The sequence below is a fragment of the Saccharopolyspora sp. NPDC045941 genome (genome assembly GCF_056431445.1).
Map to the genome: position 1 here is coordinate 151,413 of NZ_JBWKKU010000016.1, position 15,268 is coordinate 166,680.

A 15,268-nucleotide genomic window follows, 5' to 3' on the forward strand; every position below is an offset into this window, starting at 1 on the left:
CGCTCGCGCCGCATCGGCGTACCTGAAGACAGGATTGTGGCTCAGGTCACTCCGGGCAAGATGATCCGGCTCATCGTGAGGCGGCCGTGATCAGGGCGGCCGCGGCGGCGCGAGCGCTGCGGGCCGGGCCGGGGTCCCCGCCGACTGCGGCCGTGGCGGTCGCGCCGTCGACCAGGACGAGCAGTTGTTCGGTGAGCTGGTCGGGGTCGGCGACGCCCAGCCCGCCGACCAGTTCTCCCAGGTAGCGGCGCAGTTCGGCCTTGTGGTCGCGCGCTGCTGCGGCGACCCCCGGGGAGCTGCCGCCGAGCTCGCCGAAGGAGTTGAGGAACGCGCAGCCGCGGAAGCCGGGCTCGCCGAACCAGTCGTGCAGCCAGTCGAAGACCGCGAGGACGGTCTCCTCTGGGGTGTGGTCGCCTCGCGCGACGTAGGCCGCCAGCGCGCTGCGCCAGCGCTCGTCGCGGCGGCGCAGGTAGGCCTCGACCAGCTCGTCCTTGGAGGCGAAGCACTGGTAGAAGCGCTTGAGCGACACCCCGGACGCGGTGCGCAGTTCGGCCATGCCGACGGCCTGGATGCCCCGTTCGTAGAACAGGGCTTCGGCGGTGTCCAGCAGTTTCGACTCGGCCTCGTGGCGCTGCACGCGGAACGCTCCGGAGTTGTCGGGAGAACGATCGTTCTCTACTCTAGCGGACGTTGCGGAGAACGACCGTTCTCCAGTTGGGAGCCACGAGCGATGTCACGTCCGCCCTACCCGCCGTTCGACGAGCAGACCGCGGCCCAGAAGGTGCAGGCCGCCGAAGACGCCTGGAACACCCGCGACCCCGAGCGGGTCGCGCTGGCCTACACGCCGGATTCGGTGTGGCGCAACCGGGACCGGTTCGTCACCGGCCGGGACGAGATCGTGGCCTTCCTGCGCGAGAAGTGGGCGCGCGAACTGGATTACGCGCTGCGCAAGGAGCTGTGGGACTTCCGCGGCAACCGCATCGCGGTCCGCTTCCAGTACGAGTGCCGGGACGCCGCCGGGCAGTGCTGGCGCAGCTACGGCAACGAGCTCTGGGAATTCACCGAGGACGGGCTGATGAGCCGCCGCGAGGCCAGCATCAACGACGTCGCGATCACCGAGGCCGAACGCCGGATCCGGGGCCCGCGCCCGGAATCCGAGCGCGGCGTGCTGCTGCCGATCCGCTGAGCCAGGGCAGCGGCTCAGCGGATCGGCGGCGTCAGGCGATCCGCACGCCGCGGGTGAGCCCGCGCACCGGCGTGCGCAGCCGGTGCGCGCTCAGCCACAGCGCACCGGCCCCGAGCAGCACGTTGAACCCGAGTCCGTAGGGCCACACGGCCGGGCTCGCCGCCAAGGCATCGTGGTCGTAGCCGTCGTGCTCCGCCCGCATGCTGCGCGCCATCAGCCCGATGGTGCTCAGCGGATCCATCTCGACGATCGGTTCCTCCTCGCCGGTGCGCGGGTTGATCCGGCTCGGCGGGGCGGGCGCGGCGTCGCCGAGCACGACGAACGGATTCGGCGCCATCAGCCACCAGACGTACTGCGGCTGCGGCACGTCGTAGGTGTAGGGCTCCATGCCGTAGTCGGCTTGCTCGCTGGCCGTCGGCGTGTACGTCTTCTCCGTCATCGTCAGCGGCAGGGACAGCCCGAAGACGATCACCGTGCCCACGGTCAGGGCGAACACCAGCAGGTAGGACATCAGCGTCGAGGTGATCCCGCGCGCGAACAGCGCCGAAAGGCCCTGCGCCATCGCGCAGATCACGCCGATCAGCAGCGCGACGATCGCGAGCACCGCCAGCGCGCGCAACGGCCCGAGACCGCCCTCGAACAGCGCCCACACGACGAACGGCAGCGTCAGCCCGAGGAAGACCAGCCCGGTGATCCAGGCCGCCGCGAACTTGCCCAGCGTGATCTCCCACGCCGACAGCGGCGTCGCCTGCACCGTGGCGAGGGTGCCGCGCTCGCGGTCGCCGTTGATCGACTGCGCCGTCAGCGCGGGCGCCACCAGCAGCGCCAGCGCGAGCACGAACAGCATCACGCCGCCGAACAGCGGGATGCCGGTGTTGCCGTCGGCGATGCCGGAGTCATCGCGCACGATCGCCAGGGAGTACCTGAGCAGGGCGGCGAAGGCCGCGACGACGACGAACCACGCGGCCAGCAGCCACCGCCACCGGCCGGTGCGCAGGCGCACCCGGAACTCCTGCTCGGCCACGATCTTGATGCCGCTCAAGGTCATCGGCGCTCCTCGGTGTAGGCCAGGTAGGCGGACTCCAGGTGGTTGCCGGTCGGGGCGAAGCTGGACACCTGCACGCCGTCGGCGACCAGCCGCGCGAGCAGTTCCGCCGCGGCCTGCTCGGAAGCCACCTGCACGTCGACCCCGGCGGCGTGGGCGGCGTGCTCGATCCCGTGCCGCGCCAGCGCGACGGGCAGGTCACCGGAGAGCGCGCGCACCCGCCACACCGCGCGATGATCGAGCTCGTCCATCCGGTGCTGGCCGGCGGTCCGGCCGCCGTTGACGAACACGACCCGATCCGCGACCTCGGACAGCTCGCTGAGGATGTGGCTGGACACCAGCACCGCGGTGCCTTCCGCCGCCTGGGCGCGCAGCAGGTCGCGGAGCTCGACGCGGGAACGCGGATCGAGGCCCGCCGCGGGCTCGTCGAGCAGCAGCACCGATGGCCGGTGCACGAGCGCGCGGGCGACCGCGAGGCGCTGCTTCTGCCCGCGCGATAGCACGTGCACCGGTTGGTCGGCGAACTCCGCCAGGTGCACCAGTTCGAGCAGCCCGGCCACCCGGGCCCGCGCGTCGGTGGCCGGGAGGCGGTAGGCGGCCGCGAAGAAGTCCAGGTATTCGCGAGCGGTCAACTGGTCGTACACGCCGAAGGCGTCCGGCATCCAGCCGAGCCGGCGGCGCACCGCCAGCGGATCCGCCACCGGGTCCAGGCCGGCCACCCGCAGCTCGCCCGAGTCGGGCGCCAGCAGGGTGGCCAGCATCAACAGCAATGTCGTCTTGCCCGCGCCATTCGGTCCGACGAGCGCGGTCACCTCGCCGTAGGGAACGTCGAGGTCCAGCCCGCGCACGGCTTCCACCGCACCGAATCTGCGCCGCACGTCCCTGGCTAGGACTGCGTGGTCCTGCGTAGCCATCGTGGCACTCCTGGTTGTGGATCTTGCGCCCGTAGGACGCGGCGGAGTGCGTTCAGGTTGCGTGCGATCGGTCGCGGATCAGGACTGCCGGGTCGACCGGTCGTCGCTCCACTGCGCGTCGAGCGCGTCGAGCGCCGAGGTCTTGGTCTCCTGATCGACGGACTTGGCGGCGTCCATCGAGGGCTGGAGCAGCGTGTCCGGCGGCGGGACCGCCACGGGTTCGAGATCGGGCCGGGTGCGCTCGCGGGGCGGCAGCGGGATCCGCGGCCGCGACTCCAGCGGCGGTCGCGGCGGCTGCCGCGGCGGCGCGGCCGGCTGGTCGGCGCTGATGTAGAGGGATTCCAGGATCAGCACGATGACCCCGACGGCGAGCGCGCCGATCCCCAGCCACAGGCCGCTCGGGTCGCCGCCGAACCACCACAGTCCGCCCGCGATGCCGCACGCGGCACCGGCCGCGATCGCCAGCAGATGGAACAGCAGGTGGACGGTGTAACCCCTCACGACCCGATTACCTCCCCTGAAATCGCGGCCCGTCGACGATCCCGGTGCGAACAGCGGGTCGCTGTGGAACACGCGCGCCGATCGCGGCGGGTTGCCCGGCGCCGCGCCTTCTCGGGCGGCCGGGTGCCGGCGGTGGCCGGACCGTTTTCGATGGTAGCTCCGCTTCCGCGCGTTTTGCCCGATCAAGAACTGTCCGCCCGATCACGCCGGGCCCGCCGTCCGGCGAACCGGCGAACCTGATCACTTTTCACCTGTTCGGGCGAGTGGGGCCGTTCACGCCCGGCGGTCATGAACGTCCCGAATTACGGTGAATCTCCAAGGGCCACAGCGAAAACGGCATTGGTGCGGTGCCGTTCCGCGTCGACGGCAAGAGTCGCTGGAACCGGTGGCCCGCTGCGTCGTGGGGGGTGGTGCCAGTGATCAATTCGCTGGCAGGGTTCGCGTTGGCTGCCTCGATCGGCATCGGAGCGATCATCGGCATGCTGATCACGATGTCCTGGGTGGAGCGCAAGATGCTCGGTTCCGGCGTGCCGCGCCGCGAGACCGCGCGGGGCCGGCATCGCGAGACCGGCAGGCTCGTCGCCGAATACCGGCAGCAGCGAGCGGCGCCGGGCGCCCGATCCCGGCGCAACGCCCTCGCTGCCGTGTTCGCAGTGGTCTTCGCGATGCTCCGGACATCCGCCGAGGCGGTCCGCGGCCGGGTCGCGGCACCTGCCGGCGGTCCCGGCGCGATGCGCCGCCCCGGGCCCCGGCACTCCTTCGACCGGCCTACAGGACGCGAAAGTCGGCGAAGTCGAATCCTGGCGAAACAACGCAGCTGACCAGCGTCTCGGCCGTCGCGGCAGCCTGCGCGCACTGCCAGGTGCCGGCCGGGACCACGGCCTGCGGCGTCTGCCCGGCGCCCGCGCCGAGCACCAACCGCTCGGGCTCGTCGACCGGGCGCGGCCCGTCGCCACCGAGGCAGAGGGTCAGCGGCCCGCCCCGGTGCCACAGCCACAGCTCGTCTGAAGCGACGGTGTGCCAGGCGGACAACTGGCCGGGCGGCAACAGGAAGTAGATCATCGTCGCGCTCGACCGGGTGCCGCCGTTGTGCTCGATCCGGACCGGTCCGGCCCAGGTCTGCCGGTACCAGCCGCCCTCTGGGTGCGGCAGCAGGTCGAACTCCTCGGCGGTCCGGCTGCGCGTCTCCAGGCTCAGGTAGCGCCCCGCCGCGTCGCGCCGGGCGTAGCGGACGCCGATCACCGCCTCCCGCTCCAACGGCCCGTAGACGTGCGGGAACAGCGCATCCGCCGGCGCACCGTCCGGGGGCGTCGGGATCGGCTCCTCCCAGCGCACCGGCGCCGACAGCTTCGCGGGGTCCAGCTCCAGCGCCACCATCGGTTCGGTCGTTTCGCGGTACAGGGTGTTCGCCACCGCGAGCGCGGTGCGCTCGTCCGGCGAGCAGTGCACGAAGCCCTCGGTCTCGAGGCTGGCGGATCTGACGGGGGAGTTCCGGTCGGCGTGGAAGGTTTTCAGCGGCAGCAGGTGCAGCAGCGTCGATCCAGTCACGCCGACAGTCTCTCCTGCGCGAACCGGCCGACGCGATCGAGTACCGCCCGTCCTGGTGCGGGGTAGGCCGACGAGTTACTCCGTCGTGACCAGCCGAACGCGCAAATGGGGCACTGAGACGGCTTCGGTCTGGATGTGAATTCGGTCTTGACGAGAGCAGAGACGCACATCACAGTCGTACCAACCGGTCGGTCTGAAAGTGATCTTGGTCTCCAGCCATCAAGTCAAGGGAGTCTGTCGATGACTGCGAGTGACCCGACGACGCACGCCAGCAGGACCCCCAAGAAGCTGATGATCGCGGCGTTGATCGCCAGCTCCATCGAGTGGTACGACTTCTTCATCTACGCAACGGCCGCGGCCCTGGTCTTCGGCCACCTGTTCTTCCCCGGCGCCAGCCCGCTGATCGGCGTCCTGCTGTCCTTCGCGACGTTCTGGGCGGGCTTCATCGCCCGGCCCGTCGGCGGCCTGATCTTCGGGCACCTCGGCGACAAGATCGGCCGCAAGCCGGCCGTGGTGACCTGCCTGATCATGATGGGCACGGCGACGTTCCTGATCGGCGTGCTGCCCGGCGCGGACTCCATCGGCGTGTTCGCGCCGATCCTGCTGGTGACGCTGCGGTTCCTGCAGGGCATCGCGGTCGGCGGGCAGTGGGGCGGCATCGTCCTGCTGCTCACCGAGAACGCCGGCCGCGGCCGGCGCGGGATGGCGGGCACCTTCGGGCAGATGGGCGTGCCCTTCGGCGTGATCCTCGGCAACATCACGTTCCTCGCCGTCGGCGCGGCGCTGAGCCCCGAGGCGTTCCAGGCGTGGGGCTGGCGGATCCCGTTCCTGGCCAGCGCGGTGCTGGCGCCGGTCGTGCTGTACATCCAGATGAAGATCGAGGACACCCCGGTGTTCCAGGAGCTGAAGGAGCGCAAGGAGAAGGCGGACGCGGAGGTCGTCAAGGCACCGCTGATGGAGGTGCTGCGCACCAGCAAGCGGACCGTGCTGCTGGGCGCGGGCCTGCTGTTCGCCACCAACTCGATCTTCTACATCAGCATCTCGGGCCTGCTCGACTACGGCACCCGCGAGCTGGGCATGCCGCGCCAGTCGCTGCTGGCGGTGACGCTGGTGTCGTCGGCGGTCGGCATCGTCGTGATCTTCGCCAGCGGCGCGCTGTCGGACCGCTGGGGCAGGCGCCCGCTGATCGTGGCCGGCGCGGTCCTGCTGGCGGTGTGGGCGTTCCCGTTCTTCTGGCTGGTCGACACCGCGTCGATCGCCGGGGTGGCGATCGCGGCGACGGTGGGCAGCATCGGGTCGAGCCTGACCTACGGGCCGCTGGCGGCGTACCTGAGCGAGCTGTTCGCCCCGCGCGTCCGCTACTCGGGCGCATCGCTGGCCTACCAGCTGGCGGCGATCCTGGTCAGCGGCGGCACGCCGTTCATCATGACCGCGCTGCTGGCGGCCACCGGCAGCTCGGCGTCGGTGTCGGTGTACCTGCTGCTGATGGGCCTGTGCACGCTCGGTTCGGTGCTGCTGCTGCGCGAGACCCACAAGGCCGGTTCGACGGAGCCCCAGCACGCCCGCGAAGCGGTGGCGGAAGCCTAGGTTTCGCCTGGTCAGGCCCCGTGAGCACTTTGTGCTGCCATAGCAGCACAAAGTGCTCACGGGCAGTCACCTGCGGAAACGTCCTAGTCGGGGTCGACGTCGAGGAGCCCGGCGATCTCGCGGAACGCCTCGGCGGGGTCCCGGTCGCGCGCCGCCGCCGGGAGGTTGCCGGTCAGGCGGAGCGTCGCGAAGCCGTGCGCGATGGACCACGCCGCGAGCGCGGCGCGGTCGGCTTCGGCGTCGCCGAGCGTCGCGGGCAGGCCCGCCCGCAGGGCGTCCCAGGCCCGGGCCTTCGCGGCGAGCAGGTCGGGATCGTCGAGGTGGCACCGGTCCGGTTGGTGCATCACGTCGAAGTGGCAGGGGTGCGCCACCGCGAAGCCGACGTAGCGGGCGCCGAGCTCGATCAGCGCCAGGTCGTCGGCCAGGGCGTCCGCGAGCAGCCGGTAGCCCTCCGCGGCCAGCGCGGTGAACAGTCCGGCCTTGTCCTTGAAGTGGTGCCGCGGCGCGGCGTGCGAGACGCCGGCGCGCCGGGCCAGGTCCCGGAGGCTCAGCTGCGCCGGGCCGTGCTCGGCGATCATCTCGACAGCCGCGTCCAGCAGGGCCTGGCGGAGATCTCCGTGGTGGTAGGGCCGCTCCGTGCTCATGCACCCATCTTGCCATTGACAAGATAAGACCAGCAGGCCCGATCTTGCCACCGACAAGATCGGGAGGGGTCATGGCGAACGACTGGGCCTGAAGGCGCGAGGTCCCGGTCTTCCCGCAATTTCAATGGGAATTGCGGCCCTCCGGCGTGTCAGGCCTCGACACGCCGGAGGCTGTGGACAACTTCCGCAATTTCAATGGAAATCAGAGGTCCGATTTCCATTGAAATTGCGGAACCCCGGTCAGGCGTCGGTGGCGAGCTGCTTGACCTGCTCGATGAGCTTGGCCCGGCCGGCCGCGTCGCCCGCCAGCGGCGTCACGTTGAGGGTCGTGACGCCCGATTCCTTCAGCGCCGCCAGCCGCTCCTTGACGTGGCTCGCGGTGCCGACCAGCGAGGTCTTCTCCAGCAGCTCGCGGGGCACCGCCGCGGCGGCCTCCTCCTTCTTACCGCTGAGGTAGAGGTCCTGGATCAGCTCCGCCTCGGCTTCGAAGCCGTAGCGGCGGGCCAGGTTGTTGTAGAAGTTCTTGCCCTTCGCGCCCATCCCGCCGACGTAGAGCGCCACGTGCGGCCGCGCGAAGTCCAGCAGGTCGTCGAGCCCCTCGCCGATCGCCAGCGGCGCCTGCGCGACCACATCGAGCGGCGGCAGCGACGCGTCGCGCTTCGCCTTGCCCGCCGCCAGCGGCTCGCCCCACACCTCGGCCGCCCGCTCCGGCAGGTAGAAGATCGGCTCCCATGCCTCGGCGATCTCGGCGACCAGCTCGACGTTCTTCGGCCCGATCGCGGCGATCATGATCGGGATCCGGTCGCGCACCGGGTGGTTGATGATCTTCAGCGGCTTGCCCAGCCCGGTGCCCTGGTCGGCGGGCAGCGGGATGCTGTAGTGCTTGCCCTCGTGCTGGACCTTCTCGCGGCGCCAGACCTGGCGGCAGATGTCGACGATCTCGCGGGTCCGGCCCAGCGGCGCGTGGTAGGGCACCCCGTGGAAGCCCTCGATGACCTGCGGCCCGGACGCGCCGATGCCCAGGGTGAACCGGCCGTCGGAGACGAAGTCCAGGCCCGCCGCGGTCATCGCGGTCAGCGTCGGCGTGCGGGTGTAGATCTGCAGGATGCCGGAGGCGATCTCCAGGCGTTCGGTGCGGGCGGCGATGAAGCCCATCTGGCTGACCGCGTCGAACGAGTACGCCTCCGGGACGTACACGATGTCCAGTCCGGCCTTCTCGTAGGTGGCCAGGTCGTCGACGGTTTCCTTGAACCCTCCGCTGTAGTTCAGCGGCATCCCGATGCGCATCGGCCGAACCCTTCCGGTCTGTGGCGAGCGGCGATGCCGGGGCGTCGGCCACGCCGCCGAGGTAGCCCAGAGGCTACCGCCGGGTAAGTCGCGCCGGGAGACGGCGCCCGGCCCCGAGAATGTGACACAACTCTCAAGAAAACCTTGGCGTGGCGGGATTTTCGGCCGAAATGACCCCGACAATGGGAGCATGCCGCCGATTACCTCCACCACGCCGCGCCGAGTGCCGCGTGGTGCGCGGGCGGTTGCGGCATGAAATTGGCTCTGCTGGACATCGGGTCCACTGCTGCGCGCCTGGAAATCGTCGACCTCGACCGGTCCCGGATGCCGCGCGCCGACTGGAGCGCGAAGGCCCGGACCAGGCTCGCCGAGCACACCGGGGCGGACGGCCTGGTCACCGAGCTGGGCGTCGAGCACGCGGAGCGGGCGGTGCGGCACTGCGTGAACGCGGCCATCGACGAGAAACCCGACGCGCTGATCGCGTACGGGACCTCGGCGGTGCGGGACGCGGTCAACGGCGCGGAGCTGCGGCAGCGGCTGAGCGAGGCGGCTGGGGTGCGCATCGGCGTGCTCAGTCCGCGCGACGAGGCCGCCGTCACCTATCACGCCGCCCGCCGCTGGCACGGCCGCTGCGGCACCGTCCTGACCATGGTGGACATCGGCGGCGGCACCATCGACGTGGCCACCGGCACCGGCGGCGAACCCGCCGACGTGGTCTCGCTGCCGTTCGGCGCGGCCCGGCTGACCAGGCAGTACCTGCCGGACGATCCGCCGAAGCCGCAGCAGGTCGACGAGCTGGTCGCGGCGGTCCGCGGCGCCATCCCGGGCTCGCTGCGCACCTTCGCCGACCGCGACCTCGGGCATCCGGTGGCGCTGTCCAAGGTGCTGCGGCAGCTGGCCGTGCTCACCGAGAGCTCGCCGGGCCGGCTGGCCCGCCACCCCGACCGGCTGCTCCGCGCCAAGCTGCGCCCCTGGATCCCGCGGCTCGCGGAGCTGGGCCAGAAGCAGCGGGCGGCGCTGCCCGGCGTGTCGCGCAGCCGCGCCCGCCGCATCCTGGCCGGCGCCATCGTCGCCGAGCTGATCCTGCGCACCATCGGCGTGGACGAGCTGGAGATCTGCCCCTGGGGCCTGCGCGAAGGCCTGGTCTTCCGGTTCGCCGAGGCGCACGACGACACCGACGGCGACGCGCTCCGGCTGATGGCGACCCTCTTCAGCTGAACCGGAGATCACAACGCAGCGCGAGCGCACGCCCCCCGGACGCCGGTAGCGTCGATGATGTTCGTTGCGGAAGCCGGCAGGGAGGGGCGCGTCGTGGCAACGCTGCTGTACATCCTGATCACCATGGTCGCGGTGTGGATCACCACCGCGCTGCCCGGCATCACGCTGGAGGGCGAGGACACCACGGCGAAGATCCTCACGCTGCTGGCGGTGTCGGTGATCTTCGGCATCGTCAACGTGGTGCTCAAGCCGGTCGCGAAGACGCTGGGCTGCCTGCTGTACCTGCTGACGCTCGGGCTGTTCGGCCTGGTGGTCAACGCGCTGCTGTTCTGGCTGACCAGCTACCTGGCCGGCGAGCTGCGGCTGCCGTTCCACGTCGACGGCTTCTGGTCGGCGTTCTGGGGCGCGCTGATCGTCACGATCGTCAGCAGCGCCCTGGCAGGCATCGTGCGCCGCACCCGGCCCCAGGTCGAAGAGCGCTGACCCCGTCGATCCCGGCCAAAACGCCGCGAAGCGGGCAGCGCCCCGGTTATCCTGCCGCGCACAGGGGATCTTGATGGACCACGGAGCCGGCGATGCGATGCAGCCTGCGGGAGTTCGGCGGCCTGCTGCGCGATCACGCGGTCGGGCCGGAGGTCGCGGCGTTCCTGATCGAGCGGCCGCAGACCGCCGACGAGCCGCCGGATGGCCCATGGGGCGAGCTGGCCGCGAGCCTGGCGCGCGCATCGGTTTTCGGATTCGCGCAGGTCAACGTCCCCGGTGAGGCCGAGCTGCGCGCCGTCGTGGCGGTCGGCAACGGGCACGCGGCGCGGGTGCTGGTGCAGGACGGGTCGGTGACCGCGAAGAAGGTCCGCCCCGATGCGCCGTGGCCGGCGCTGGTGGGCTGCCTGCCGGACCGCGAACCGGCCGAGGGCTGCGAGGTCACCGTGCCGACCCGCGTGCTGGCCGAGGCGCGCGCCGATGCCGAGCAGCGCGGAGATCGCCAGGTGGACTGGCTGGCCTACGAGCTCAAGCGCCGCCGCGTGCCGCCGGAAGACGCGCAGGCCATCGGCGACCTGCTGCGGCGCGCGGACGGGATGACCGCCCACCTGACGGTGGGCTTGCGCGTCGCCTCCGGGGCGGTGCGCAGCGGGCCGTTCGGGATCGAGGTGCACCACGCGCCGTCCGGCCGCGCCGCCGTGATCCCGGAGTCACCGGACGACACGTTCACCGTGGTAGCCCCGGCGGGCGCCTACCTGCTCGGCAAGACCCTCCAGGAGTACGTCGAGGACCTGTGGGAAGGCACCAGCGAGCGCACCCAGCCCCTGCCCCGATGACCCTGTCCACTGTGGATTCGGGTGGGTCGGGATAGCCTGGCTCGGAGGTAGCCGATGGGAAAGAAGGCCGACGTGGAGTTGCTGCTGCTGTCCAGTTCGATGAAGCACGGCACGGGTTTCCTCGAACACGCCATGCCGGCCGTGACCGAGTTGCTGGCCGGTCGCGGGCGGCTGCTGTTCGTCCCGTTCGCCAAGCGCGACCACGACGGCTACGCGGCGACCGTGCAGGCCGCGGTCGCGCCGCTGGGCATCACCGTCGACGGCCTCCGCCGGGCCGAAGACCCGGTGGAGGCGGTGCGCGAGGCCGAGGCCGTGTTCATCGGCGGCGGGAACACCTTCCGCCTGCTGTCCACGCTGCACCGGCTCGGCCTGGTCACCGCGCTGCGCGAGGCCGTGCGCGGCGGCACGCCGTACATGGGCGCGAGCGCGGGCACCAACATGGCCTGCCCCAGCCTGCGGACCAGCAACGACATGCCGATCGTCGAGCCGCCGTCGTTCGAGGCGATCGGGCTGGTGCCGTTCCAGATCAACCCGCACTACCTGGACCCCGACCCGGGCAGCACGCACATGGGCGAGACCCGCGAGCAGCGGATCGCGGAATTCCTGGAGGACAACGACGTGCCCGTGCTGGGCCTCCGGGAGGCCTCCTGGCTGCGGGTCCGCGGCGAGCACGCCGAGCTCGGCGGCAGCACCGGCGCGCGGCTGTTCACCCGCGGCGCGGAGCCCCGCGAGCTCGGACCCGGCGACGACGCCACGTTCCTGCTCCGCACCGAGCCGCACTACGACGCCTGACCACGGCAACGGTGATGAAACGTTTCCGTGTTTTCATGATCACCCTGTGCTAGTGTTTTGCCGCGCGACCGCCCGCGTTGGTGCGGGAGCGGGCTGGTCGCAGGGCGGTTCGACATAGCGGAGCACTGTGACGCGGACGAGCAGTTCGGGTAGTGACTACAGGACGATCCGGGCCCGCCTGACGCGCATCGGCGTGGTGCCGAGCGTGATCCTGCTGGCCCTCTGGCTCGGGTTCGCGTCGCTGACCGTGTACGACGGCTACAGCGCGAGGGTGATCGCGGTCGGGGTGAAGAACGCCTCGATCCCGGCTGTGAACAGCCTGGCGGCCCTGCAGGAGGAGCGCCAGCTGGCGATGGAGCGGCTCAGCCGCCCGGACATCGACCCGGCCGCGCTGATCGAGCAGCGCGCGAGGACCGACACGGCCGTCGGCGAGATGCGCGCCAACCTCGGGCAGCTCGCCAAGGAAGCGCCGTCGCGGATCGCGATCCGGGCGCGCGACCTCGACGCACTGCTGATCCAGCTGCCGCACCAGCGCGCCCGAGCGGATGCCGGGAACTCGTCGCGGGCGGAGACTTTCCGCTTCTACAACCGGCTGCTCGACGCGGCCGTCAACCTGTTCGACACCCAGTCGCGGGCGACGCCGGACCTGGAAGTCAGCCAGGCCGCCCTGGTGGCGACCGACGTGTTCCGCGCCGCCGACCAGATGTCCCAGGCCGCATCGCTGGGCGGTGCCGCGCTGGTCGGCGGTGAGTTCAACACCGAGGACCACCTGTCCTTCTCGGCCCTGGTCGGTGCCTACCACTCCAGGATGGAAACCGCGGTGCCCGCCGCCGCACCGAGCACGATCGAGCTGTACCGGCGACTCATCGCCAGCCCCGACTGGCAGCGCTTGGTCGGCTTCGAGAACGCGCTCGTCGAGCATCCGCCGCAGCGCAGCGGGAAGTTCGCCGTCGACGAGGAGGAGTGGCGGCAGTCCACCAACGCGGTCGCCGAGGACCTGGTCGAGATCGCCATCGAGCAGGCCAAGACCACCTCCGACCTCGGCCTGCAGAACGGGACCGACCGGTTCGTCCAGGTGATCGTGGGCAGCCTAGCGGGGCTGCTGGCCGTGCTGGTCGGCATCGTGCTCGCCGCGCGCAACGCCCGGAGGCTGGTCGACCGGACTCTGGTGACCAGGCTGGCGAAACTGCGCGACGACACGCTGCGGCTGGCCAGCGGGCGGTTGCCCGACATCATGTCCAGGCTCAAGCGCGGCGAGCAGATCGACGTCGAGGAAGAGCTCTCCCCGCTGGAGCACGGCAACGATGAGATCGGGCAGGTGGCGGAGGCGTTCAACACCGCGCACCACACCGCGGTCGCCGCGGCGGTGCGGGAGAACCAGGCGAAGTCCGGCATCAACAAGGTCTTCCTGGGCATCGCCCACCGGAACCAGGGGCTGGTGCACCGCCAGTTCCAGGTGCTCGACGAGTTGGCGAGAGGGGAGGAGAACCCGCAGCGGCAGGACGCGCTGCTGCGGCTCGACCACCTCGCCACCCGGGCCCGCCGCAACGCGGAGAACCTGATCATCCTGGCCGGCGAGCAGCCGGGGCGGCAGTGGCGAAAACCGGTGCGGCTGGCGGACGTGGTGGGTGCGGCGGTCGCCGAAACCGAGCTCTACGACCGGATCCGGATACATCCGATGCCCGACGTGTCGCTGGTGGGTGCGCCGGTGGGCGACGTGATCCACCTGCTGGCGGAGCTGATGGACAACGCCACGTCGTTCTCCTCGCCGCGCTCGGAAGTCCAGGTGTACGGCAGCAACGAGCGGCGCGGCGTGCTGGTGCGGATCGAGGACGAAGGGCTGGGAATGCGCCCGGCGGACCGCGACGAGGCCAACGCGCGGCTGTCGACGCCGCCGCGGTTCGAGGACATCACGTTGCGCGGCGATCCCCGGCTCGGGCTGTTCGTGGTGGCGCAGCTCGCCGCTCGCCGCGGCATCAAGGTCGTCCTGCAAGAGGCCGCCCAGAACGGCACGGTGGCGACGGTTCTCCTGCCGACCGAAATCCTGGCGACCGAGCCGATGTTCGACACCAGGACGGATTTCACCCGCCCGGCGGAATGGGAGGAAGTCGAACCGAGATTGCCGACCCCGCCGCGAATTCGCCCGGATGCCCGCAATTCGGAGCCGGGTGACGGCGATTTCGGGCGTGCCGGGCACTCGCCGGAGCGAAGCCGTGGCAACATGGCCGCTTTCCAACGCGACACGCGCGCGGCGCGGCAGGCGGAGGAACCGGAATGACCGGTCCGGCGACGAAGGGGAAATGCGCGGATGACCGACAGGATCGGCCCCGATGGTGAGCTGAACTGGCTGCTGGACGACCTGGTGGCCCGGGTGGTGGGAGCCCGCGACGGAGTGGTGCTCTCGGCGGACGGCCTGTTGATGGCCCGCTCGGCGGGCCTGTCCACAGCGGACGCGGAGCACCTGGCGGCGATGGCGGCGGCCTTCCAAAGCCTGGCGAAGGAAACGGGAAGGCATTTCGGCGGCGGCGGAGTCCGGCAAACGCTGGTGGAGCTGGACCACGCGTTCGTCTTCATAACGGCAGCGGGCGCCGGAGCATGCCTGGCGATACTGGGAGAAGAAGAAGCGGACGTGGGAACGATCGCCTACGAGATGAACCTCCTGGTGATCAGGGTGGGCAATTACCTGAGCTCGGCCCCAAGAGCAGAAGTCCCCACCCAACAACAAAGACCCTGAAAAATCCCAAGAACCCCAACAACCCCAAGAACCCCAAGAACCCAAGAACCCCTCGCCTCAAACAAAACGAACGGCGCTGCACCACAACAGAGTAGAGCGGCGCTGCACCACCAAAACCGAGGTAGCGACGGACGCAAACCAAACCAAGCGCCCAATGAGCACAGTCCAGCCCCGAAGGGGCGAAGACGAGCCCCACCGAACCAGCCCGCCACCAAGGCACCCAACACACACCACACCGGGCTCAAGGTGCTCCACACCCGCTGCCAACGTGCCCAGCACGCTCCACGTCGATGCGAAGCGACCGAACGGAGGGCTGGTCGGAAACCCAGGCCGGGAACGGCTCCCGACGCAAGGAGCCAACGAAACGGGCCACCGCACCGTGGGGGGCGTGGGGGGTTCGACCCCCGTTACCGTTTTCGTGGCTCTGATCTTGGAGCCCCTGGTCGCCAGGTCCGGCATGACTTTGTCCCCCCAGTCGCTTGCATGATCCGGGGGG

General features: G+C 70.7%; 16 protein-coding genes. 9 read left to right on the plus strand and 7 right to left on the minus strand.

Annotation, left to right across the window (positions count from 1 at the left end; genetic code table 11):
- Positions 1–70: 70 nt before the first annotated feature.
- Entirely contained in the window at positions 71–637 is a 567-nt protein-coding gene (locus tag AC07FN_RS15695; RefSeq protein ID WP_478396253.1) for a TetR/AcrR family transcriptional regulator, read from the minus strand.
- 93 nt (positions 638–730) lie between these two features.
- Between AC07FN_RS15695 and AC07FN_RS15700 the strand changes: the two genes are divergently transcribed.
- Positions 731–1,186 carry a nuclear transport factor 2 family protein gene (locus tag AC07FN_RS15700; RefSeq protein WP_478396254.1) on the plus strand — a complete coding sequence of 152 codons (456 nt, stop codon included), beginning with the start codon at positions 731–733 and terminating at the stop codon, positions 1,184–1,186.
- A 31-nt stretch (positions 1,187–1,217) separates the two neighbouring features.
- Here the strand turns inward: AC07FN_RS15700 and AC07FN_RS15705 are convergent, their stop codons facing one another.
- The 3 genes from AC07FN_RS15705 to AC07FN_RS15715 all read right to left on the minus strand — a co-directional run bounded on the left by AC07FN_RS15705 (position 1,218) and on the right by AC07FN_RS15715 (position 3,646).
- Positions 1,218–2,234, minus strand: coding sequence for an ABC transporter permease (locus AC07FN_RS15705; RefSeq protein WP_478396255.1), 1,017 nt, complete (start codon positions 2,232–2,234; stop codon positions 1,218–1,220).
- Positions 2,231–3,145 (minus strand): ABC transporter ATP-binding protein, encoded by a 915-nt coding sequence (locus tag AC07FN_RS15710; RefSeq protein ID WP_478396256.1) that lies wholly within the window; start codon positions 3,143–3,145, stop codon positions 2,231–2,233. Before AC07FN_RS15710 ends, AC07FN_RS15705 begins: the two co-directional genes overlap by 4 nt.
- A gap of 78 nt (positions 3,146–3,223) precedes the next feature.
- Positions 3,224–3,646 (minus strand): hypothetical protein, encoded by a 423-nt coding sequence (locus AC07FN_RS15715; RefSeq protein WP_478396257.1) that lies wholly within the window; start codon positions 3,644–3,646, stop codon positions 3,224–3,226.
- Between the two features lie 416 nt (positions 3,647–4,062).
- On the opposite strand from AC07FN_RS15715, the gene AC07FN_RS15720 reads away from it, so the two are divergent.
- The gene (locus tag AC07FN_RS15720; protein WP_478396258.1) at positions 4,063–4,467 is read left to right on the plus strand and encodes a hypothetical protein; all 405 of its coding nucleotides are present in this window, start codon (positions 4,063–4,065) and stop codon (positions 4,465–4,467) included.
- Here AC07FN_RS15720 and AC07FN_RS15725 read toward each other — a convergent pair.
- Positions 4,415–5,194, minus strand: coding sequence for a cupin domain-containing protein (locus AC07FN_RS15725; RefSeq protein WP_478396259.1), 780 nt, complete (start codon positions 5,192–5,194; stop codon positions 4,415–4,417). The genes AC07FN_RS15720 and AC07FN_RS15725 overlap by 53 nt on opposite strands.
- 240 nt (positions 5,195–5,434) lie before the next feature.
- Here AC07FN_RS15725 and AC07FN_RS15730 point away from each other — a divergent pair, with 240 nt between their 5' ends.
- Positions 5,435–6,781 (plus strand): MFS transporter, encoded by a 1,347-nt coding sequence (locus AC07FN_RS15730; protein ID WP_478396260.1) that lies wholly within the window; start codon positions 5,435–5,437, stop codon positions 6,779–6,781.
- Between the two features lie 83 nt (positions 6,782–6,864).
- Here the strand turns inward: AC07FN_RS15730 and AC07FN_RS15735 are convergent, their stop codons facing one another.
- The gene (locus AC07FN_RS15735; RefSeq protein ID WP_478396261.1) at positions 6,865–7,425 is read right to left on the minus strand and encodes a TetR/AcrR family transcriptional regulator; all 561 of its coding nucleotides are present in this window, start codon (positions 7,423–7,425) and stop codon (positions 6,865–6,867) included.
- A gap of 240 nt (positions 7,426–7,665) precedes the next feature.
- A complete protein-coding gene (locus AC07FN_RS15740) occupies positions 7,666–8,712 on the minus strand; it encodes an LLM class F420-dependent oxidoreductase (protein WP_132483421.1) in 1,047 nt (348 codons plus the stop codon).
- 252 nt (positions 8,713–8,964) lie between these two features.
- On the opposite strand from AC07FN_RS15740, the gene AC07FN_RS15745 reads away from it, so the two are divergent.
- The 6 genes from AC07FN_RS15745 (at position 8,965) to AC07FN_RS15770 (ending at position 14,772) form a co-directional block, all read left to right on the plus strand.
- On the plus strand, positions 8,965–9,930 hold the full coding sequence (locus tag AC07FN_RS15745; RefSeq protein ID WP_478396262.1) for a Ppx/GppA phosphatase family protein: 966 nt from the start codon (positions 8,965–8,967) through the stop codon (positions 9,928–9,930).
- 93 nt (positions 9,931–10,023) lie between these two features.
- A complete protein-coding gene (locus AC07FN_RS15750) occupies positions 10,024–10,413 on the plus strand; it encodes a phage holin family protein (protein ID WP_358575494.1) in 390 nt (129 codons plus the stop codon).
- Positions 10,414–10,505: 92 nt separating this feature from the next.
- Positions 10,506–11,246, plus strand: a complete 741-nt coding sequence (locus AC07FN_RS15755; protein WP_478396263.1) for an ESX secretion-associated protein EspG — start codon at positions 10,506–10,508, stop codon at positions 11,244–11,246.
- Positions 11,247–11,300: 54 nt separating this feature from the next.
- Positions 11,301–12,038, plus strand: a complete 738-nt coding sequence (pepE, locus tag AC07FN_RS15760; RefSeq protein ID WP_478396264.1) for a dipeptidase PepE — start codon at positions 11,301–11,303, stop codon at positions 12,036–12,038.
- Between the two features lie 127 nt (positions 12,039–12,165).
- Positions 12,166–14,316 (plus strand): sensor histidine kinase, encoded by a 2,151-nt coding sequence (locus tag AC07FN_RS15765; protein ID WP_478396265.1) that lies wholly within the window; start codon positions 12,166–12,168, stop codon positions 14,314–14,316.
- Between the two features lie 30 nt (positions 14,317–14,346).
- The gene (locus AC07FN_RS15770) at positions 14,347–14,772 is read left to right on the plus strand and encodes a roadblock/LC7 domain-containing protein (protein WP_452613931.1); all 426 of its coding nucleotides are present in this window, start codon (positions 14,347–14,349) and stop codon (positions 14,770–14,772) included.
- Positions 14,773–15,268: the final 496 nt, after the last annotated feature.